Source organism: Microcoleus sp. N9_B4 (assembly GCF_036701635.1).
Taxonomy (GTDB): domain Bacteria; phylum Cyanobacteriota; class Cyanobacteriia; order Cyanobacteriales; family Microcoleaceae; genus Microcoleus.
The window spans coordinates 125772-146549 of the sequence record NZ_JAUBRC010000002.1; the positions used below are offsets into that span (position 1 = coordinate 125772).

The window sequence follows — 20778 nt, forward strand, 5'->3', positions numbered from 1 at the left end:
AGATAATTCAGAAGTGTTGAAATCCTCGATCGAGCTTTAATACAATATCAGGATAAATACCGCTGCTATCAGTCAACCAGATATCGGTGTTCTCGGTAGCTGTTCCCACAATCGCAGCACCATCACCTATTTTTTCCACTAATAACTCAGCATTTGCCATCGGCAAAAACAGCACTAACTCGAAGTCTTCGCCGCCGTATAATGCCCAATCTAAAGCTTTTTCTGTTGATACGATTTCGCTGAAAATATGGGGAATTGGTATTTTTGTGCGATCGACTTTTGCGCCAACACCGCTAGCCCGACAAATTTGAATAATCGCATCAGCTAAACCGTCGCTGCTGTCCATTCCGGCGATTGCAATTGAAGATTGAACCCCCCCCGGCCCCCCCTTGCTAAGGGGGGGAGAATTAACCCCCCCCGGCCCCCCCTTGCTAAGGGGGGGAGAATGGAAATCTGGCTTCCCCCCCTTACTAAGGGGGGGACTGAGGGGGGGTTCCATCGCACCTGGAGAATTGGACTCTTGCTTCCCCCCCTTAGCAAGGGGGGGACTGAGGGGGGGTTCCATCGCACCTGGAGAATTGGACTCTTGCTTCCCCCCCTTAGCAAGGGGGGGACTGAGGGGGGGTTCCATCGCATCTGGAGAATTGAAATCTTGCTTCCCCCCCTTAGCAAGGGGGGGACTGAGGGGGGGTTCCATCGCACCTTCACAACCCAATATTTCCCAAACAACCGGCAAAACATCCAGCCGCGGTTTAGGACACTGGTGAGCGAGAATTAAAGAAGCCCGATCGACCTTTTCCAGATTTTGCCCGAATTCTGGATTTAACAGCAATTCTAATCCCGCGCGGGAGGCTCCGTGAACCCCAGTAGCGACAATCGCCCAGCCCGATCGCGCATTTGACCGACTAATGGTACGATCGCACTCAACTTGTCCAAAAGCCGTAATCGCCACAGTCACCACGGGTGATCGCACAACATCACCACCGACGATCGGCGTATCATATTCTTGCAAGCAAGCCGTCATCCCCCGATAAAACTCTTCAACCCACTCCACAGCCGTATCCGCCGCCACAGCGAGGGCTACAGTCACCGCCAGAGGCTTTGCTCCCATCGCAGCCAGATCCGACAAATTTGCCGCTGCGGCGCGCCATCCTGCGTAATAAGGCCCCGTAGTGCGATCGCTAAAATGCACTCCATCCACCAACATATCTGTAGTGATAGCCAGAGATTGGTTGGGATTTGTAGCCATGACAGCGCAATCATCACCAACTATCTCTGCGGGGCAGAATTTTTGCAATATTCTTAAAAGACCTTGTTCCCCGATATCTTTAATCAGCATTAAAAAGGATTTTTTAGTGAGAAGCGGGCGGGCAAGATGCCCATCCCACAATAAACTCAATGTATTATGGAACAGGTGTCTTACCTGTAGCACGTTATTGGTGCGTAATTCCTGAACCAATGACAACTAACAACTGTCAACTGTCAACTGTCAACTGTCAACTGTCAACTGTCAACTGTATTACCATTCCTTACCCGAACTCGGCGGCAAGCGCAACCTAGGAAACCTATAAAAAGTATCCCCTTCATCATCTACCTCTAAAATCGCCGAAAAAATCTTAACTTGCCGAGTTAAATACTGCTGAGCAACTTCAGCCTCAACCCTAGCATTAGCCGCCAGTTGAATCAGCGAAATTTGACTGTTTTGAGTTTCCAACAACTGATAAAAAGCCTCATCCAACCGCTGCTTTTGCTTGTTTTCATTCACATTTTTTACAATCAACAAGCCTGCGAATCCGCCCAAACCCATTACCAATAAAAATTGTAAAATAGCCATATTCTCGATTGAATTCCTATTTTCAATAACTAAACTATAAAATTTATCTCTTCTTCCAGCCTGATGCCGGCGGGCTTTGTCTGTGTAAAAGTGATTTCAATCGCCGTCATCTGTATTTGGAAAAGATTTCAATGCCTGTCACTATTTATTTTTTCAGCCCGCGCAGGCGGGCTTTGTTTCTGTAAAAGCGATTTCAATCGCCGTCACTTTGGTGTAAAAGCGATTTCAATCGCCGTCAATAATTAAACTTGAGGTCGCACCAAATTTTCGATTCCTTTAACTACCTTAGCAGATACGATCTTGTCTCCCTGCTTCAGTTGCTCCAAAACTTCTTTTCCTTCAATCATGTAACCAAAAACAGCATAGCGGCCGTCCAACAGATTCAGGCCAGCGGGCGTGAGTTCAGGTTCAAACAAGAAAAAGAAAAACTGAGAAGAAGCGCTATCAGGGTCAGTTTCTGTACGGGCCATCGCCACAGTACCGAAAGCAGAAAAAGGCAAAACAGGTTCGTCGCGATAACGCCCCGCATCTTCTAGAGTAATCCCGTAAATAGGTTCTTTTTCCTCCCTGACGAGCACTTCTAGCGGTATATTCCGGTATTTGCCCGTAGCTGGGTCAATAAAACCAACATCCTTGCCTTCGGGGTCTCCTGTTTGCAAAACGTAAGATTCTTCCGATCGAATAAACGGCAAACCGTCATAAAAACCTCGATCGACTAAATCCACAAAATTACCAGCCGTAACCGGGGCGCTGTAGCCGTCAACCACAACAGTAATTTCCCCTTTTTCAGTTTGTACAGCCACAGTAGCGCGCCCTTTCAGTTGAGGCAGATTAGCATACTTGGCAGGCACTTCAAACGGAAACTTTGTCACCATCAACTCTTCGATTTCGCCTACCGAACCCAGGATTGTGGCTTTCAAGTCAATCACTTTGTCCCTGTCTTTAGCCTCAACAGCCTTTTCCAGTTGAGCAATTTTCTCCTTGACTCCTGCAACTAGCGCCTCAGCTTCCGGCTTTTTGGCGTCGGGAATACTTTCTAAAAGGTCAGATTCCCGAAGGTTGAGAATCCTGGAAGCTTTACTGACATCGCTGCTAATGGGGCCCCAACGTTTAGACCGTATGTGGTTGCCAATGTCTTCGAGACTAATTTGCAACTCTCGCACAGTCTGATTGTCAATAGGTAAAGCGAAGCGCAGCAGCGCCCGCCCGTCCGTAATCGCATTCCCCGCAGGCATACTGCTGCTGGGGCGTTTGGCATGGGAGACTGCACTGAAACTCAGGGAGAGAGTGAACAGCAGAAGCGCTAAAGCGACGGTTTTGATCCAGCGCTTGCACGTATCGATCGAGAAATTAGGCCAATGCAACATAACTTTAACTTTTATTGCCTCTCTTATCTTCCCACAGCGCTGCCCGCCCTCTAAGCTGCTACCCATCTAAAGTGCCTGTTGGTTGGGCTGGGGAGGAGTTGCCCACTAACAACAGTCAATCGATTTTAGATTTTAGATTTTAGATTTTAGATTGACCCCACGGATCAATTCGGGGGCTCCTTTATCGGATACAGGTTTTTTATTTCTGGACGGATGAATCCGGGGACTTGTATCCTGGATGCTTTCGGTCAACTGACAACAGCCCACTGCCCACTGCCATTAACATTTCAGTAAAGCACTTGCTCCCTTTGAACGGTAAAATAAAATGCCAATTGCTTTTTGATGCCGTCAGCTAGACTGCGGCTTTAACCTGAGCCGCTCAAAAACGGATACCATCCCCAGACTCCTGTCGTGGAGAGATCAAAATTTTAGACCAAGGTTCAATCTCCCAAATTCATCTGTGGAGTAAATCTAAAATCTAAAATCTAAAATCTAAAATCGACTGACTGTAGTTCCCCCGTGCCTCAAGGCGACGGGATTGCCCGCAAAAATTTATATGATTTCCAGTAACGACTTTCGACCAGGTGTTTCAATTGAATGGAATAACGGCGTGTGGCGGGTTATCGAATTCCTCCACGTCAAGCCAGGAAAAGGCTCGGCTTTCGTGCGGACAAAATTAAAAAATGTCCAAACCGGAAACGTAGTAGAACAAACCTTCCGGGCGGGCGAGACTATGCCTCAAGCCAACCTGGAAAAGAGTGTGATGCAGCATACCTATAAAGAGGGCGACGATTTCGTCTTTATGGATATGGAAACTTACGAGGAAAGTCGCCTCAGTGTCAAGCAAATAGGCGATCGAGTCAAGTACCTCAGTGAAGGGATGGAAGTCAACATCCTTCGCTGGAACGACCAAATCCTGGAAGTGGAACTGCCCAACTCTGTCGTCTTGGAAGTGTTGCAAACAGATCCCGGAGTTAAAGGAGATACTGCCACTGGTGGCAGCAAACCCGCGATCGTCTCCACCGGAGCTCAGGTTATGGTGCCTCTATTTATTTCCATTGGAGAACGGATTCGGATTGATACTCGTGAAGACAAGTACCTCGGCCGAGAATAGAAACGAGGGAATAAAAGGGAGTTTTTAGTTTTTAGTTCTGAGTTATGAGTTAAAGAAGTTAAAATTCAATACTCATCGCTCACAGCTTAAAAACTATCCCTTTTGCCTCCAAAATCGGTGAATTCTCCTAGCTTCGCCTGATTCGGAATTTTCAATTTTCAATTCTCAATTTTCAATTCTCAATTACCATTGAATCTGCTGTGCAACTAGACTTAAACCAGCTTTGCGAACTGCTAACTGTATTAGACAAAACTGGCATTTCGGAACTGACCTTAAAAAGTGGGGATCTTGAACTGACAGTACGCAAAGGCATTCTGACAAGTTCGCCAGAAACCGCTGCTGCGCTCCCTGCTGCCGTGGCTACAGTCGCTCCGATCGCGTTGGGCGCGGTTGCTAGCCCAACCTTAGCGTCACCTTCTGCTGTTGACCAAAATTTAGCAGCGGATCTGGCTGACCCTGCACCGATCGCCCCTGCCGCCGTGCCTGCTGCCCTGTCTGTCCCTGTCGATACCAAATGGGTGTCAATTATCTCGCCGATGGTAGGAACGTTTTATCGCGCTGCTGCTCCTGACGAGCCACCTTTTGTCAATGTGGGCGATCGCATCAAGGTCAATCAGACAGTCTGTATTATCGAAGCGATGAAGCTGATGAACGAGATCGATGCTGATGAAGTGTCCGGTCAAGTGATGGAAATTTTAGTTCAAAATGGCGAACCTGTCGAATACGGTCAAGTGTTGATGCGAATTAATCCGGATTGAAGGATTACTTGATTGTTATGGACAGAATAAATGGTAATATTTCCCGATCACTTCTCTCCGGTGAGTTTGATGAAGTCATCCCAGCCTGTCCCGCAAGAGGTTGTGCAACAAGTTGCTGAGTATTTCAGTATTTTGAGCGAACCCATGCGTTTACGAATTTTGAACTTGCTTCGCGACGGCGAAAAATGCGTGCAAGAATTGGTGGAAGCTACTCAAACGAGTCAAGCCAATGTTTCTAAGCACCTAAAACTCATGCTCCAAGCTGGTATCCTCACTCGCCGGAGTGAAGGGACTTCAGCTTATTATAAGGTGCAAGACGAGTTAATTTTCGAGCTGTGTAATATGGTGTGCGATCGGCTTGCCAGCCGGATCGAACAGCAAGCCCTACACTTTCGGGAATTTAGCCTAACTACGAAGCACTGAAAATTAGTTGCCAGTCCTCAATCCTCAATCCTCAATCCTCAGTCATGAGTCATCAGTTATCAATTCCTATTCTCGGCCTGGAGACCGATGACTAATCACTTGTAACTAATGACTCATCATTACTAAAGGGGAAAATTTTTGTCAAAACTTTGGCGGGTACTCGGCTGAGCAACCTCCAAACCTTCGCCACCCAAAAGTTCTAAAGGCTTGCCTTCCACCGAAATCCAAACCTTGGTATTCGGTTGTAAACTCGTAGCCGTATAGATAACTTGCCCTAACCGGCCAGTCATCGAATTGCTCCCTCCCCCCGAAGTAAATTCTGCCGACAAATCGACATAAACTCCGTCATTCTTAACACTCAAACCCCTGAGTTTTGTCCCATTAGGAATTTCGCTAGAAACAGTTCCATCCTTCGGCCCAGCCAACAAACTGTTAAAAGCAGCTTGTAAAGCTGCATCAGGCTTGTCAGCTTCTTTGACAGCTACTTTCGTAGGAACTCCCTCAAATTTGCCGCTCGCATCTTTAACCCAGTAGACTTGCACCGTCTGGACATCAGTCTGCGGCAAAGGCTTTGGCTGCGGCGATTTTGGGATCAGAGCGTTAGGCGTCTGAACCTGCGGCGTCTGAACCTGTGGCGTCTGAACCTGTGGCACTTGTACAGGATTTGGAGGGGGTACGGGGATAACTACAGCAGGAGATTCCGCAGGACTTGGGGAAAGCGGCGGAGCGGTAGTTTGAGCAGAAGACTGCGTATCTGCGGGGGTTGGCGAACGGTTCGCGGTCCACCAGGCAATGCCCCCTCCCGTCAGTAAAGCCAACCCGCAAACACCGGCAATGACGGCTGTGGAGACGCGGCGTACTTCTTGTCCATCTTTCATAATACAAATTCTCCTTACAGATAGAGCGCTTGGGACGGTGAGGAGCGACTCTTGATCAGCTACATTTGTCTATGGTTAGATTCTGGAATTGACACAATTGCATTGCTGCTAGCGAACACTTTATAGCAAGCCCAACATATTCTGAATCCGACTATTGGAATCCTAGACCATAATATAAGATTTCGCCCGTGGAGTATGTCACAGTATCTCGATCGGCCTAGTGGCTATATTCTATAGTAATCATAAAAACTTAAAGAATAAAGGAAGAAAAAATAAGTAAAAAGTAATAAGGAAGGTAACGGAGGTAAGGGGGGTAACGGATTTAAGGGATTTAACGGATAGAAACAGTTCTAAAAATATTTTTTCCCAAACAAAAAGCGCCCCTATTACTAGGAGCGCTTTTTGTAATCTCAGACTAAAACTTAGCCATTGATAGAAGGAGCAACCAAAGCTACAGGAGTGACTTCACTTGCAGCCAAGTCGAGAGGGAAGTTGTGAGCATTGCGCTCGTGCATCACTTCCATACCCAAGTTAGCGCGGTTGATCACATCAGCCCAAGTATTGATGACACGACCTTGAGAGTCGATAATCGATTGGTTGAAGTTGAAACCGTTCAAGTTGAAAGCCATCGTGGAGATACCCAAAGCGGTAAACCAGATGCCAACTACTGGCCATGCACCTAACAAGAAGTGCAAAGAACGGCTGTTGTTGAAAGAAGCGTATTGGAAAATCAAACGACCGAAGTAGCCGTGGGCTGCAACGATGTTGTAGGTTTCTTCTTCTTGACCGAATTTGTAACCGTAGTTTTGCGATTCGGTTTCGGTTGTTTCACGAACCAAAGAGGAAGTAACGAGAGAACCGTGCATTGCGGAGAACAAAGAACCACCGAAGACACCAGCAACTCCCAACATGTGGAAGGGGTGCATCAGGATGTTGTGCTCTGCTTGGAACACAATCATGAAGTTGAATGTGCCGGAGATACCCAAGGGCATACCGTCTGAGAACGAACCTTGTCCAATTGGGTAGATCAAGAATACTGCGGTAGCTGCTGCAACTGGTGCAGAGTAAGCGACGCAAATCCAAGGACGCATACCTAAGCGGTAGGACAGTTCCCATTCGCGACCCATGTAGCAAAATACACCGATCAGGAAGTGGAAAATTACCAATTGGTAAGGGCCGCCGTTGTACAACCACTCATCGAGGGAAGCTGCTTCCCAGATTGGGTAGAAGTGCAAGCCAATGGCGTTGGATGAAGGAACAACAGCACCTGTGATGATGTTGTTACCGTACATCAAGGAACCTGCTACTGGTTCGCGGATGCCGTCGATGTCCACTGGAGGGGCAGCGATGAAGGCGATGATGTAGCAGATGGTGGCGCTGAGCAAGGTGGGAATCATCAAGACTCCGAACCAACCTACATAAATGCGGTTGTCGGTGCTTGTTACCCACTCACAAAAGCGTTCCCAGACGTTGGCGCTTTCGCGCTGCTGTAAGGTTGTTGTCATTTGTTTATGATTGCTTTATTTTGTTTTCAATGTTCGTGACGGCTTTGTGTTCCGCCATGTAAATAAATATAAAGCATATTCTCAGGTTTGTAAAGTTTTTTAACAACAGATTAACTAATGAAAGGTATAAGCTTAAGTTATTAATATGAAAAAAACTCGATAAAGAGGTAAGAATGCACAAAAAAGTAGGTAAAGCCTGGAAGCGCGTCGCCTTCAGGCATGGAAATATTAAGATACAGATTTCTGCTGGCTAGGTATCAGAATGAGAGCCCAATAGGGAACTTCAGCGGGATCGACATCTGCGATCGCCCGAATTCGCTGATTCGGCATAGTTGCGCGTTCTATATACAGTGCTCGATCGAACTGTCCCAACTCAATGAGCACGTCCCGGACTTTCGCAAAATGCCTGCCCAGCTTAATAATCACAGCAGCATCAACAACCGCCAGTCGATCGCGCAAAACCTCAGCATCCAGCGTCGCAGGCATAATGCTTAACACATCGTTACGATAAGTTAGCGGCACTCCCAACGCAGCCGCACTCGCCATTGTGGAAGAAATTCCCGGCACAACTTCAGTGGTAAATCTCGCCGACAAACGGTTGAATAGATACATAAACGAGCCGTAGAGAAAAGGTTCGCCCTCACATAGCACGGCCACATCCTGTCCCTCGCTCAGATGTGCGGCAATTTTCTCGGCAGCAACATCATAATAAGGTTGAGACGATCGCGTCGGACTAAAAGGCAACGGCATCGGAATCTCAATTTGCTCCGATCGCAGATAATCAGCAACAATCGCCCGCGCCAGCACCTTACCATTTTCCATCGCCGGATATGCAATCACCGGCACCGATTGCAAAATCCGATAAGCTTTCAAAGTAATCAATTCTGGATCGCCAGGGCCAATACCCAAACCGTACAATTTACCATTCGCCTTAGTCATAATTCATCCTTTTTCGCTAACGCATTCACAGCCGCCGTTGCCATTGCACTGCCACCGCGCCGCCCGTGCAACGTAATAAATGGCACTCCCCGACTGTTGGCGGCCAGTTCGGCTTTGGATTCGGCAGCCCCCACAAATCCTACCGGGAAACCCAGAATTAAAGCCGGTTTGGGTGCTCCGGCATCCAGCATTTCCAGCAGTCGGAACAAAGCAGTCGGGGCATTGCCGATGGCCACAACCGCACCCTGCAAGTTGTCCAGCCATAAATCAAGCGCCGCCGCCGATCGAGTATTTCCGATTTGCCGCGCCAACTCCGGGATTTCGGAATGCCAGAGGGTGCAAATCACCGGGTTGTCAGCCGGAAGGCGTTTGCGAGTGATGCCTTCAGCCACCATCCGGGCATCGCACAGGATGGGCGCACCTGCAGACAGGGCTTGGCGTCCGCAGGTTGCGGCCCCGGGCGAAGCTGCTAAATCTGCAACAATATCGGTCATGCCGCAACTGTGAATTAGTCGCACGGCTACCGATTCTAAATCGGGCGGCAAGCTTGACAAATCTGCTTCGGCTCGAATTGTGGCGAAGGATTTGGTGTAGATTTCTGTTCCGTCTCGAATGTAGTCAATCATTCTTTAAAACTGCTATGGGAAGTTTGTGGGATTTGTGAAATAGATTTTTTGAATGAACCGCGAAGGCGCGAAGGGCGCGAAGGAAGAAATATCAAGAGAGATAGGAAGAGAAATGCTTAAAATTTGTCTGTTTTCAGTTTAAATTCCGATTTTCTGTGCTCAACAACTCCTGGAATTGGTCGATCGCCCGCCGATCGACAAACTCACCAAATGACTCCACAGGCTCTCGAAACCGCTGATAGACCCGCAACATTCGCTCGATCGTATGGGGCATTTCGGTCGCACTCACAGCCGGAAAAATTGGTCGCCCGAACGGCAAATCTTTTCTACCCGCATAAATCTTGTAACCTTGGATCGTCTCGTCTCCTCGCTCAATCTGAATTCCCACCAGCGTGATATCAATTGGCCGATGCTGGGCGCACGACTTTTGGCAACCGCTGAAATGAATGTTAATCGGTTGGTCGATCGTCAATTTTTGCGCTAAATCCCTCACCATTGATAGGGCGTGACTTTGAGTATCTGTCGCCGCCGACGCACAGCCGCTGCTGCCAGCACAAGCCACCAAGCACGAATCTAGGCGAGTCGCCGACGAGTGCAATCCCAAATCGGCGATTTGCTGTTTTACCTCAAAAAGCTGGGAGTTGGGGATATCGGAAATCAACAGATTTTGCCACGGCGTAAGTCTTAGGGTACCGCTGGCTAGTTTTTGGGCTAAATTTGCCAAATTCCGCAGTTGTTTTGATTCTAGCCTACCGAGAGGCAGTGCAATTCCCATGTAGGAGAAACCGGACTGTCGCTGAGGATGAATGCCGAGATGTCGGTGATTGGGGAGGGATTTTTCAGATGAGGCATCTTGCCTGTTTTGGGGAAAGGTGCAAGATGTGAATTGCAATAAAAATGGTAAATTCTGCTGTACCTTTTCTAGATAACTTTCAGCGCCCCAATCTGCCAGCAGGTGACGCAAACGCGGTTTTTTGCCATCAATTCGAGGTTGATTTTTGGTGTATTCAAGATAAGTGCTAGCGAGGGCGGCTAATACTGAAATACATTGCGATTCTTGGATTGAAATTCCTTTTTCGCCGTTTAAATGCAGCCGAAAAACGATTTCTGATTGGGTTGAACGCCCTTCAGCAGCTAATAAAATATCGTTGCGTAAATCGCGGATCGAAACCGATTCCCCGCCGTCGAGGCCAATACTGAACTTAGGCGAAAGTTCCGATAATTCGGGATGCGTTTGCAGGTAATCATCCCAAGCTTTCACTAGCGGGCGAGTATCGAGTAACTGCTGGCGATCGATCCCGGCTGTCGGACTTGCCATAATATTGCGAATCGGGTCAACTTCCACGCGGCGAGACGCTATCCCCAATTCCTGCAAGCGGTTCCAGACTTCTGGGGCAATTTCCGAGTTCACTTCTCGGATTTGCAAATTTGCCCGATTTGTCACTTGCAAACAGCCGGTACTGTATTGATCTGCCAAATCCGCGATCGTCCAACACTGCTGCGCGTTTAAAATTCCCCCCGGAATCCGCATTCTTGATAAAACTCCGTCTCGGGCTTGGGAACCGTAAAATAAACCCGGACAAGTCGGCAAATCAGTCAAAGCTAACAAATAATCTCCTCCCCGTGCTACGCAGGGAATCCAAAAGTAAACGCCCACAAAGCGCCCCCGAAATCGGCATTCTGACTTTTACAGTTGCGGCACAGCGCCGGAATTGCACCGGACTTTCCCGCTTTCAGGTTTTAGAAAGGTATCACGAGCTGACGCACAGAAAGCAAAACCCTCAACTTTCTTAACAAAACTTCTGGCGATCGCCCATCTCTCTGGTTTCATCAGTTTTCCTAATCGCAGTCATCAGTTTAACTGTCGCTAAACCCCTTTACAAACGTTAACAAAACCGTTAATAATAGAAACATCATCCGAACATTGAAAACCAAATACAGCAATCATAAAACCATGACAACAACCTTACAGCAGCGCGAAAGCGCCAACGTCTGGGAACGCTTTTGTGAGTGGGTAACAAGCACCGACAACCGCATTTATGTAGGTTGGTTCGGAGTCTTGATGATTCCCACCTTGCTCAGCGCCACCATCTGCTACATCATCGCCTTCATCGCTGCCCCTCCAGTGGACATCGACGGCATCCGTGAACCAGTAGCAGGTTCCTTAATGTACGGTAACAACATCATCACAGGTGCTGTTGTTCCTTCATCCAACGCCATCGGCTTGCACTTCTACCCAATCTGGGAAGCAGCTTCCCTCGATGAGTGGTTGTACAACGGCGGCCCTTACCAATTGGTAATTTTCCACTTCCTGATCGGTGTATTTTGCTACATGGGTCGTGAATGGGAATTGTCCTACCGCTTAGGTATGCGTCCTTGGATCTGCGTCGCTTACTCTGCACCAGTTGCAGCAGCCACCGCAGTATTCTTGATCTACCCAATTGGACAAGGTTCCTTCTCAGACGGTATGCCCTTGGGTATCTCCGGCACATTCAACTTCATGATTGTGTTCCAAGCCGAGCACAACATCCTGATGCACCCCTTCCACATGTTGGGAGTTGCTGGTGTCTTCGGTGGTAGCTTGTTCTCCGCCATGCACGGTTCTCTCGTTACTTCCTCTTTGGTTCGTGAAACAACCGAAACCGAATCGCAAAACTACGGTTACAAATTCGGTCAAGAAGAAGAAACCTACAACATCGTTGCAGCCCACGGCTACTTCGGTCGTTTGATTTTCCAATACGCTTCTTTCAACAACAGCCGTTCTTTGCACTTCTTGTTAGGTGCATGGCCAGTAGTAGGTATCTGGTTTACCGCTTTGGGTATCTCCACGATGGCTTTCAACTTGAACGGTTTCAACTTCAACCAATCGATTATCGACTCTCAAGGTCGTGTCATCAATACTTGGGCTGATGTGATCAACCGCGCTAACTTGGGTATGGAAGTGATGCACGAGCGCAATGCTCACAACTTCCCTCTCGACTTGGCTGCAAGTGAAGTCACTCCTGTAGCTTTGGTTGCTCCTTCTATCAATGGCTAAGTTTTAGTCTGAGATTACAAAAAGCGCTCCTAGTAATAGGGGCGCTTTTTGTTTGGGTAAAAATATTTTTCGAGAACTGTTTCTCTTAAGAAACTAAGTGATATCAAGTCCGCTTGAGTAGTTGTTATTCAGAGTCCTGAAGGAACTGAAGAATAATCTCGGCCTTTCGGCAATGCGCTTACTTCGTTGCCCTTGACTCATGACAAGTAAGCGTTTTGAGTCAAGCGCTCACCCGGACATGGTATGAGTAATGGCTAATCAAAAAACAGAATAGGCAGAACCTCCCAGCAGTTAAAGTGCTGCGGGGATCTAAGGCGCGATCGCATTTTAGGTTAAGTTAATTTGATTTACTTAATAGCCGATCGCCAAATCTAAAATTTATCTAAAAATAAAAAGGTGAAAAATTAATTTTTCACCTTTTTATTCTCAACTTTCAAATTGCCCGCTACTGAACAAACTTCTTGAATGCCAGAGTCACGTTGTGGCCACCAAATCCAAAAGAATTCGACAGCGCTACATCAACTTTTAGATCGCGGCTTGTATGAGGAACATAGTCCAAATCGCACTCAGGATCGGGATTTTCCAGATTAATTGTCGGCGGGATTTTGTCATTGGCGATCGACATTACCGTCGCCACCGCCTCAATTCCCCCAGAACCGCCCAAAAGATGACCCGTCATCGACTTGGTAGAACTAATTGCTACTTTGTAAGCATGGTCTCCCAAAGTCTTTTTAATCGCTTTCGTTTCCGTAGAATCGTTGGGAAGCGTGCTCGTGCCGTGAGCGTTGATATAGCTCACTTGATCCGGCGTCAAACCCCCATCCTTGAGCGCTAAAGCCATCGCCCGCGACGCACCCTCCCCCCCCGGTACCGGAGAAGTCATGTGATACGCATCGCAAGTTAAACCGTAGCCGACGATTTCTGCGTAAATCTTCGCGCCACGCGCCAGAGCGTGTTCCATTTCTTCTAGAATCAGAATGCCAGCACCTTCGCCGACGACAAAACCATCACGATCGCGATCGAACGGACGGCAAGCATGAGTCGGGTCATCATTGCGAGTCGAAAGCGCCCTCGCCGCAGCAAAACCCGCCACGCACAAAGGCGTCACGGCAGCTTCCGTACCGCCGCAAATCATGGCTTGCGCGTAACCCCCCTGAACTAGGCGAAACGCATCACCCACCGCATTTGAACCCGCAGCGCAGGCCGTCACCGTGCAAGAGTTTGGCCCCTTAGCGCCCGTGTGAATCGCCGTCAGGCCCGCGGCCATATTCGCAATCATCATGGGAATCATAAACGGGCTGCATCGATCGGGGCCGCGATTCAGATAAATCTCTTGCTGGTCTTCTAAAACCTTCAGGCCACCAATGCCAGTGCCAAGAATGACACCCACCTGTTCTGCGTTCAGGTCGTTAATCTCAAACTTCGCATCAGCAAGAGCTTGTTTGCTCGCTGACACCCCAAATTGAGCAAAGCGATCCATCCGCTTTGCTTCCTTGCGCTCTAAATAGTCGTGTGGGTCGTAACCCTTCACCTCTGCGGCAAAGCGGCAGTCGTGCCGCGACGGGTCGAATAAGGTGATCGGGCCTATACCATTCTTCCCCGCAAGCAACCCGTCCCAATATTCGGACAAGGTATTGCCGATCGGTGTAATCGCGCCGAGACCCGTGATAACAACGCGCTTACGCTCTAAATTTGTCATGATTTCAGTTTCAAAAAATTAAACACCCAGAACGCAGAACAAAAGAGGAGTTTCCAGTTTTCTAACTTCTCTCCTCTTAGGGGAAAAGACAGGTATTTTATGCTTTTGGAGCTGTAAGTTTGCTGCTGATGAAATCTACAGAAGCTTGAACCGTAGTAATTCCTTCGGCTGCTTCGTCGGGAATTTCAATATCAAACTCTTCTTCCAAGGCCATGACCAGCTCTACTGTATCTAAGGAATCTGCTCCTAAATCGTTAGCAAAGTTGGCTTCGGGCTTGACTTCGCTCTTATCGACTTCCAGTTGCTCTGCCACAATTTTCTGGACTCTAGCAAAAATGTCGTCTTGGCTCATAACATCGTGTCCTCATTGGTTGCTGCGTATCTAATCTTATCCGAAAGGGGGATCTGCAGGAGAAAGGCTAGCCGCTTTTCTAAGTGACACGGGCCAGCGACAATTGGGACACCGACGATCGCAGCAACTCTACGACTAAGGCAAAACAAACCCCAATAGTCCAAAATCAATCATCTCGTTTAGCCACCTGATAACGTTGAGGAACCGGAATTTTGGGTCGATGGTGCGTCAGTCATCAACTCAAAATGCTTGAGAAAAGCTGACAATTGGCTCCTAGCTAGGCGGTGATAGGTTAATTATAAAGAGGAAAAACTAAGCAGGAAGCCTCCCGACTTCGGCTCAAGTTTCTTTTCCCGAACCTTGTGTCTCCAGCAGAAACGACTATGCCATCCCAAACTCTCAGATATGCTTACTTTCCCGGTTGCGTTGCCCAAGGGGCGGCCCGCGAACTTTACTTGTCTACAATGGCGCTCACTCAAGCGTTGGGGATTGAACTGGTGGAACTAAAAAAAGCTTCCTGCTGCGGTTCTGGCACTTTCAAGGAAGATTCGCAGTTACTCGAAGATACTGTCAACGCTCGCAATATTGCTTTGGCTGAGGAACTGAATCTGCCTTTGCTGACGCATTGCAGCACTTGTCAAGGGGTAATCGGTCATGTGGACGATCGCCTCAAAGAATCTCAGAAAACCGATCCCAACTATATAGAAAAAGTCAACGGTTTACTGGAAAAACAAGGCTGTTCGCCTTATCAAGGCAGTACCGAGGTGAAGCATCTGTTGTGGGCGATCGTTGCAGATTACGGTTTAGAGGAAGTTCAAAAGCGAGTCACCCGCAAGCTTTCGGGTTTGAAGTGCGCGTCTTTTTACGGGTGCTATCTGCTGCGAGCTCAGGATAAGCTGCTTTACGATGACCCGCACCAACCGGAATCGATGGAAAATGTGTTTCGGGCGATCGGCGCAACTCCCGTTTACTATCGAGGGCGGACGCAGTGCTGTGGCTGGCCGTTGGCGAGTTATGCCACTAACCAATCTTTTCAGATGGCAGGCAAACATATTCAAGATGCTCTTGACAATGAGGCTGATTGTATGGTAACGCCTTGTCCGCTTTGTCATTTAAATTTGGATTCGCGACAGCCGGAGGTGGAAAAAGTAATCGGCCGCAAATTGGGTTTGCCTGTGTTGCATTTGTCGCAGTTGGTGGCTTTGGCTTTGGGTGTGGAGCCGAAAAAACTAGGACTCGATCGACATATTGTTTCAACTAAGCCCGTGTTAGAAAAATTAGGCTTTTAGTCGATCGATTGGCGCGGCTTTGTAGTAAGGGCTTTAGTCCTTTCTCATCTTAAATCCAGGTTGGTAGTAAAGACTTTAGTCTTTTCTCAAATCAAATCCGGTTAGATCGGAATTATAGGCGAGTGCTAGCGGGACGATCGATCACGCTTATACACTCTTGAGTTGATAGAAGATACCGTCCACAATTTCAGTCGTGGACGCACACATACCAAAGAAACCGGGTTTTTTACCGAATCTGCTGGTCACAACCTTTGTTTTTTCGTAAAAAAACCCGGTTTCTGATCCCCGGTGCGTAAGTCCTAAATTTGTCGTTTTGTCTCCAGAGGTGGTCTAGTCTTCTTCTTGTGGGGCAGCAATGGCGCTGCGGAGTTATCACTCTTTTTCGGTTAAGTTGCTCGACAATGCCATTTATTTCTGATCTTAGCTCGTCATCAGAGATCCCAAATGGGTTCTTTAAGCTATTGACACCACCAACAGAGGAAGCGGTCTAACGGCCAGGGCTTCAGGGGACGGCGTTGCACGGTGGCTACACCACTGATAACCTATGCCTCAGTTTCGTTGCCAGCCCTTGTGAGACTGCGATTGCTAGACCGCATACCGTAGCCCGGATCTACACTCAAAAGCAAGTGTGGGGCTGGTAGGTTAATAGGCAAATAACAGAAATTGTATACAATTACACAAAATAGTTTGTTAAGACTTCCTAACTGCCTAGCTATTGACAAGGAGTAAACAATGAAACGAAATCCCGTAAATCTCACACGTTCGGTATTCCTATGGGCAATGCTAGGAATCATTTGTGGTTTGTTTGGTGCAAGTTATTGGATATTTTTGTCTTATATAATGCTGGGATTTGAATATTTTAGTGGACATTCTCTACTAATCATCATGCCACTTGCGGGTTTGCTCATCGGTTTGCTCATTCATTGGCTGGGAAATCCTGGCGAAATAGGGTTGATTATTGACAATATTCATCTCAATGGTGGGCGGTTACCAATGAACGAGAATCCTTCGATGATTCTGTCGTCGCTAATCAGTATTGCAAGTGGAGGCAGTGCTGGTCCAGAAGCACCAATGGTGCAAGTAACAGGTTCAATTGGTACGTGGTTAGCCGATCGCTTTCAATTGCGTGGAGAGGCACTACGAACTTTGAGTATTGCTGGCATGGCATCTGGTTTTACAGTTTTGTTCGGCGCTCCATTGGGTGGTACTTTTTTTGCTTTAGAAATTCTGCATCATCAGAATGTTGTGGAGTATTTTGAAGCAATATTGCCTGCGGTCGTGGCAAGTTGTGCAAGTTACACCATCTTTGTAGCAATTACCCAGCTTGGAATTGGTCCTACCTGGCATTTTCCTCAATACAATGTGGAAAGCCTTTATGACTTTGGCGCAGCGATTGCTTATGGAATCGTAGGTGCGCTCATGGGGTGGCTTTTTATCGCTATATTTCGCAGTGTAGGTCGCTTGTTTGATGCCATACCCAGTCCAATCTATGTGCGGACTACTTTAGCTGGGCTAGGACTTGGTGTTTTATCAGCTTTATTTCCGCTCACTCGTTTCTTTGGTGAACATCAAATTGAAAAAATTGTTGAGGGAAACTTTCCTTTGGAATTGCTCTTGATTTTAGTTATTGCTAAAGTGTTTGCTATTAGTACGACAATAAATGGAGGCTGGCGGGGGGGAATTATCATCCCACTGTTTTTTATAGGAGCCTGTTTAGGAAAGGCAATCGCTATCATTAATCCCGCATCCAACGAGACTTTGGCAATGATTTGTGTAATGGCTGCTCTGAATTCAACAGTTACTCGAACTCCAATTAGTACAACTCTGCTACTCGCCAAGTTGACAGGATTCAGCACTTTTACACCGATTCTCTTCGCGAGTCTCGTGGGCTTCTTCTTGGCTCCCCGATATCCCTTCATTACCTCACAGCGTAAAATTGATTGACAAACCGCTAGAAATCCTCTAATAGCTCCGTGTAGCGGTGAAAAATACGTGCATTTGGCGAGTGTCGGCTCTAAAGGCTTCTGCCATTACAAACGCACCAATGGCATCAAACAACATCTAGCCGTTGATACCAGTCAGCCTGCCGTTTTTTATCTATTGCACAAAAGCCAGTGTGTCCGATGACTGTGGCTTGATTGAAATGTTGAGTCACAACCTCGATTATTTTCACGATCGGGCCCGTCAATATGCCGAAGATTACCATTCTGCAAGGGTAAGGGGTATCACCCGGATAAGATCATCGCAGTTTGGTCAAGAACTTTGATCCCACTCTCACCAATCCTACTGCCAAACTCAATTTGTATTTCATCAGGCTGATGCTCAAAGGGTTGGCGAATGATAGAGATCCCAAATGGGTTCTAGAAGAGTCCCAGCGTGAATAACTGTGAAGTTTTGTCGCTTTTTCGCGAAGTGCTTCCAGGCACTGCGGTAGACTAACCTTTAATTCTCTGTGCAGGCTATAGCGGTGGCACCTCGCCGTCAAATCTGTTAATTCGCAGAGGCAGCAAATTTTTAGTGACTCGTTGGGAGCCTTTATTCAATGTCTCATTCAGTCAAAATTTACGATACTTGCATCGGCTGCACTCAATGCGTCCGCGCTTGTCCGACTGACGTTTTGGAGATGGTGCCCTGGGATGGCTGCAAAGCAGCTCAGATTGCCTCATCTCCCCGCACGGAAGACTGTGTAGGCTGCAAGCGGTGCGAAACTGCTTGCCCGACCGATTTTCTGAGCATCCGGGTTTACCTGGGAGCAGAAACCACTCGCAGTATGGGTCTAGCCTACTAAATATCGATCGACACGCCGATCGAATTACGGGCACAAAAGAGGGGGCGATAAAATTGCCCCCTCTTTTTTGTCGCGGAATCTGCATTCTGGGGCCGGAAGAAGGTAAAAATGATAAAACTTGAGTTTTATTGCGATCGCTAAGCAGGAGTAGTACGTTAAATGTGCGGAATCGTTGGCTATATCGGCACGCAAGCAGCAAGCGAGATTTTGCTAGCAGGATTGGAGAAACTAGAATACCGGGGCTACGATTCAGCGGGCCTCGCTACCATCTCCGAAGGAGAAATTACCTGCATCCGAGCAAAGGGCAAATTGCACAATCTCCGGGAAAAGTTAGCAGAGATAGACTCTCCGGCTCCCATCGGCATCGGACACACCCGCTGGGCAACTCACGGCAAACCAGAAGAATATAACGCTCACCCTCACCTAGATAATAGCGGGCGAATTGCGGTGGTTCAAAATGGAATTGTCGAAAATTATCGTGAGTTGCGGAAAGAATTGAAAGCAAAGGGACATAAATTTGTCTCGGATACCGATACAGAAGTTATTCCTCATTTAATAGCTGAATTTTTGAAAGAAGCAAGAAGGGAGAAGGAAGAAGAAAAAGATAAAAAAACTGAGAAAATTGCTGATTTATCGTTTTTGGAAACTGTTTTAAAGGCGGTAAATAAATTAGAAGGAGCTTTTGCGATCGCCGTTATCTGTGCAGATTTTCCAGAGGAAATAATTGTCGCCAGACAGCAAGCTCCTTTGGTGATTGGGTTTGGTGCTGGTGAATTTTTCTGCGCTTCCGACACGCCGGCCTTAGTATCTCACACCCGCACTGTTTTGTCGTTGGAAAATGGCGAATTGGCAAGGCTAACTCCGATGGGAGTCGAAGTTTACAGCTTTGCAGGAGAAAGGCTGAAAAAAAGCCCGCGCATCCTTGGTTGGAGTCCGGTTTTAGTCGAAAAACAAGGCTTCAAACACTTCATGCACAAGGAGATTTACGAACAGCCCGCCGTAGTCCGAGCTTGCTTGGAGGCTTATTTAGACAGCGAGTGGCAGCCGGGAAATCCGCGCTCTCCCATCAATCTCAACTTGCCCAAGGAACTTTGCGCCGATGTCGAACAAATTTCGATTCTCGCCTGTGGAACGAGCTGGCACGCCTCGCTAATTGGCAAATATTTGTTGGAACAATTAGCTAATATTCCGACTGCGGTGCAGTACGCTTCTGAATACCGCTACGCGCCCGCACCGCTGACAGCAAATACTTTAACTATTGGGGTAACACAGTCGGGAGAAACGGCGGACACGCTGGCTGCTTTGGGGATGGAACAGCAGCGCCGCGCGGGTTTTACCGATAAATTCCGAGCGAGAATGTTAGGCATTACTAATAGAACCGAAAGTTCGATCGCCCACATGATGCCGCACGTAATCAACACCCACGCTGGTATAGAAATCGGCGTGGCTGCCACTAAAACTTTTGTCACTCAGTTGATGGCCTTCTATTTCTTAGCTTTGGATTTGGCGCACCAGCGACAAACAATCAGCACTGAGAGATTGGCAGAAATTATTACTGGTTTGCGCCAGTTGCCGACAGAAATTGAGAAGTTTTTGGAGATTCAAGAACAGTATGTGGAGGAATTGTCCCACCAGTTTACAGACACCCAAGATTTTATCTTTTTGGGGCGGGGAATTAACTTTCCGATTGCTTTGGAAGGGGCGCTGAAACTGAAGGAAATTAGCTACATTCACGCCGAAGGATATCCGGCGGGAGAGATGAAACACGGCCCGATCGCCCTTTTGGATGCGAAAGTGCCTGTAGTGGCGATCGCTATGCCCGGAAGCGTCTACGAAAAGGTGCTTTCCAACGCTCAGGAAGCGAAGGCGCGTGACGCCCGTTTAATTGGCGTTACGCCGAAGCAAGGTGTGGCGGAAGCCGAGATTTTTGACCACGTTTTGCCGGTGCCTTTGGTGGATGAATTGTTGTCACCGATTGTGACAGTGATTCCGCTGCAATTGTTGGCTTATCACATTGCAGCCCGTCGGGGTTTGGATGTGGATCAGCCACGCAATTTGGCGAAGTCGGTGACGGTGGAGTAAAGGAAGTCATTAGTCAGTAGTCATTAGTCAGTAGTCAGTAGTCATTAGTCAGTAGTTGGTTGTTGGTTGTTGGTTGTTCGTTCTAAT

Annotated in this window: 18 protein-coding genes and 1 riboswitch; of the genes, 8 read left to right on the forward strand and 10 right to left on the reverse strand. The window is 47.7% G+C overall.

Going from position 1 to position 20778, the window contains the following annotated elements:
* Window positions 1-7: 7 nt before the first annotated feature.
* The 3 genes from thiL to QUA43_RS01785 all read right to left on the reverse strand — a co-directional run bounded on the left by thiL (window position 8) and on the right by QUA43_RS01785 (window position 3201).
* Window positions 8-1339: a thiamine-phosphate kinase gene (gene thiL, locus QUA43_RS01775; RefSeq protein ID WP_333370507.1), complete on the reverse strand. Its 1332-nt coding sequence runs from the start codon at window positions 1337-1339 to the stop codon at window positions 8-10.
* Between the two features lie 180 nt (window positions 1340-1519).
* Window positions 1520-1834, reverse strand: coding sequence for a hypothetical protein (locus tag QUA43_RS01780; RefSeq protein WP_333064835.1), 315 nt, complete (start codon window positions 1832-1834; stop codon window positions 1520-1522).
* A 242-nt stretch (window positions 1835-2076) separates the two neighbouring features.
* Complete coding sequence (locus tag QUA43_RS01785; protein WP_333370509.1) at window positions 2077-3201, reverse strand: peptidylprolyl isomerase; 1125 nt, start codon at window positions 3199-3201, stop codon at window positions 2077-2079.
* A gap of 556 nt (window positions 3202-3757) precedes the next feature.
* Between QUA43_RS01785 and efp the strand changes: the two genes are divergently transcribed.
* The 3 genes from efp to QUA43_RS01800 all read left to right on the forward strand — a co-directional run bounded on the left by efp (window position 3758) and on the right by QUA43_RS01800 (window position 5496).
* Window positions 3758-4315, forward strand: coding sequence for an elongation factor P (gene efp, locus QUA43_RS01790; protein WP_333370511.1), 558 nt, complete (start codon window positions 3758-3760; stop codon window positions 4313-4315).
* Between the two features lie 200 nt (window positions 4316-4515).
* Window positions 4516-5073 carry an acetyl-CoA carboxylase biotin carboxyl carrier protein gene (accB, locus tag QUA43_RS01795; protein WP_333370513.1) on the forward strand — a complete coding sequence of 186 codons (558 nt, stop codon included), beginning with the start codon at window positions 4516-4518 and terminating at the stop codon, window positions 5071-5073.
* A gap of 30 nt (window positions 5074-5103) precedes the next feature.
* Window positions 5104-5496 (forward strand): metalloregulator ArsR/SmtB family transcription factor, encoded by a 393-nt coding sequence (locus QUA43_RS01800; RefSeq protein ID WP_333370515.1) that lies wholly within the window; start codon window positions 5104-5106, stop codon window positions 5494-5496.
* 122 nt (window positions 5497-5618) lie between these two features.
* On the opposite strand, the gene QUA43_RS01805 is transcribed toward QUA43_RS01800, so the two are convergent.
* The 5 genes from QUA43_RS01805 to cobG all read right to left on the reverse strand — a co-directional run bounded on the left by QUA43_RS01805 (window position 5619) and on the right by cobG (window position 11101).
* Window positions 5619-6374, reverse strand: coding sequence for a GerMN domain-containing protein (locus tag QUA43_RS01805; protein ID WP_333370517.1), 756 nt, complete (start codon window positions 6372-6374; stop codon window positions 5619-5621).
* A 422-nt stretch (window positions 6375-6796) separates the two neighbouring features.
* Window positions 6797-7879, reverse strand: a complete 1083-nt coding sequence (gene psbA / locus QUA43_RS01810) for a photosystem II q(b) protein (RefSeq protein ID WP_333070606.1) — start codon at window positions 7877-7879, stop codon at window positions 6797-6799.
* 228 nt (window positions 7880-8107) lie between these two features.
* A complete protein-coding gene (locus QUA43_RS01815) occupies window positions 8108-8818 on the reverse strand; it encodes a precorrin-2 C(20)-methyltransferase (protein ID WP_333370519.1) in 711 nt (236 codons plus the stop codon).
* Entirely contained in the window at window positions 8815-9444 is a 630-nt protein-coding gene (locus QUA43_RS01820) for a precorrin-8X methylmutase (protein ID WP_332961226.1), read from the reverse strand. The genes QUA43_RS01815 and QUA43_RS01820 overlap by 4 nt, the downstream gene beginning before the upstream one ends.
* 133 nt (window positions 9445-9577) lie before the next feature.
* Entirely contained in the window at window positions 9578-11101 is a 1524-nt protein-coding gene (gene cobG, locus QUA43_RS01825; RefSeq protein WP_333370521.1) for a precorrin-3B synthase, read from the reverse strand.
* An 8-nt stretch (window positions 11102-11109) separates the two neighbouring features.
* Window positions 11110-11189, reverse strand: a riboswitch (adenosylcobalamin-variant (AdoCbl-variant) riboswitch).
* Window positions 11190-11398: 209 nt separating this feature from the next.
* Here cobG and psbA (QUA43_RS01830) point away from each other — a divergent pair.
* Window positions 11399-12481: a photosystem II q(b) protein gene (gene psbA, locus QUA43_RS01830; RefSeq protein ID WP_333070606.1), complete on the forward strand. Its 1083-nt coding sequence runs from the start codon at window positions 11399-11401 to the stop codon at window positions 12479-12481.
* 445 nt (window positions 12482-12926) lie between these two features.
* On the opposite strand, the gene fabF is transcribed toward psbA (QUA43_RS01830), so the two are convergent.
* Both fabF and acpP read right to left on the reverse strand, forming a co-directional pair.
* A complete protein-coding gene (gene fabF / locus QUA43_RS01835; RefSeq protein WP_333370523.1) occupies window positions 12927-14180 on the reverse strand; it encodes a beta-ketoacyl-ACP synthase II in 1254 nt (417 codons plus the stop codon).
* 97 nt (window positions 14181-14277) lie between these two features.
* Complete coding sequence (gene acpP, locus QUA43_RS01840; protein WP_333048671.1) at window positions 14278-14532, reverse strand: acyl carrier protein; 255 nt, start codon at window positions 14530-14532, stop codon at window positions 14278-14280.
* 383 nt (window positions 14533-14915) lie between these two features.
* Here acpP and QUA43_RS01845 point away from each other — a divergent pair, with 383 nt between their 5' ends.
* The 4 genes from QUA43_RS01845 (at window position 14916) to glmS (ending at window position 20691) form a co-directional block, all read left to right on the forward strand.
* Entirely contained in the window at window positions 14916-15821 is a 906-nt protein-coding gene (locus QUA43_RS01845) for a CoB--CoM heterodisulfide reductase iron-sulfur subunit B family protein (RefSeq protein WP_333370526.1), read from the forward strand.
* A 732-nt stretch (window positions 15822-16553) separates the two neighbouring features.
* Window positions 16554-17765 carry a chloride channel protein gene (locus QUA43_RS01850; protein ID WP_333370528.1) on the forward strand — a complete coding sequence of 404 codons (1212 nt, stop codon included), beginning with the start codon at window positions 16554-16556 and terminating at the stop codon, window positions 17763-17765.
* A 598-nt stretch (window positions 17766-18363) separates the two neighbouring features.
* Window positions 18364-18609, forward strand: coding sequence for a photosystem I iron-sulfur center protein PsaC (gene psaC, locus QUA43_RS01855; protein ID WP_015175986.1), 246 nt, complete (start codon window positions 18364-18366; stop codon window positions 18607-18609).
* 159 nt (window positions 18610-18768) lie between these two features.
* Entirely contained in the window at window positions 18769-20691 is a 1923-nt protein-coding gene (gene glmS / locus QUA43_RS01860) for a glutamine--fructose-6-phosphate transaminase (isomerizing) (RefSeq protein WP_333370530.1), read from the forward strand.
* The last annotated feature ends 87 nt before the right edge of the window (window positions 20692-20778 follow it).

Bases quoted from the DNA above. Each gene is read 5' to 3' on its own strand.
- QUA43_RS01805 (WP_333370517.1), bottom strand. From the start codon at position 6,374: ATGAAAGATGGACAAGAAGTACGCCGCGTCTCCACAGCCGTCATTGCC.
- QUA43_RS01820 (WP_332961226.1), bottom strand. From the start codon at position 9,444: ATGATTGACTACATTCGAGACGGAACAGAAATCTACACCAAATCCTTC.
- efp (WP_333370511.1), top strand. From the start codon at position 3,758: ATGATTTCCAGTAACGACTTTCGACCAGGTGTTTCAATTGAATGGAAT.
- psbA (WP_333070606.1), bottom strand. From the start codon at position 7,879: ATGACAACAACCTTACAGCAGCGCGAAAGCGCCAACGTCTGGGAACGC.
- QUA43_RS01780 (WP_333064835.1), bottom strand. From the start codon at position 1,834: ATGGCTATTTTACAATTTTTATTGGTAATGGGTTTGGGCGGATTCGCA.
- psaC (WP_015175986.1), top strand. From the start codon at position 18,364: ATGTCTCATTCAGTCAAAATTTACGATACTTGCATCGGCTGCACTCAA.
- QUA43_RS01815 (WP_333370519.1), bottom strand. From the start codon at position 8,818: ATGACTAAGGCGAATGGTAAATTGTACGGTTTGGGTATTGGCCCTGGC.
- acpP (WP_333048671.1), bottom strand. From the start codon at position 14,532: ATGAGCCAAGACGACATTTTTGCTAGAGTCCAGAAAATTGTGGCAGAG.
- psbA (WP_333070606.1), top strand. From the start codon at position 11,399: ATGACAACAACCTTACAGCAGCGCGAAAGCGCCAACGTCTGGGAACGC.
- QUA43_RS01850 (WP_333370528.1), top strand. From the start codon at position 16,554: ATGAAACGAAATCCCGTAAATCTCACACGTTCGGTATTCCTATGGGCA.
- QUA43_RS01845 (WP_333370526.1), top strand. From the start codon at position 14,916: ATGCCATCCCAAACTCTCAGATATGCTTACTTTCCCGGTTGCGTTGCC.
- QUA43_RS01800 (WP_333370515.1), top strand. From the start codon at position 5,104: ATGGTAATATTTCCCGATCACTTCTCTCCGGTGAGTTTGATGAAGTCA.
- QUA43_RS01785 (WP_333370509.1), bottom strand. From the start codon at position 3,201: ATGTTGCATTGGCCTAATTTCTCGATCGATACGTGCAAGCGCTGGATC.
- glmS (WP_333370530.1), top strand. From the start codon at position 18,769: ATGTGCGGAATCGTTGGCTATATCGGCACGCAAGCAGCAAGCGAGATT.
- thiL (WP_333370507.1), bottom strand. From the start codon at position 1,339: ATGCTGATTAAAGATATCGGGGAACAAGGTCTTTTAAGAATATTGCAA.
- fabF (WP_333370523.1), bottom strand. From the start codon at position 14,180: ATGACAAATTTAGAGCGTAAGCGCGTTGTTATCACGGGTCTCGGCGCG.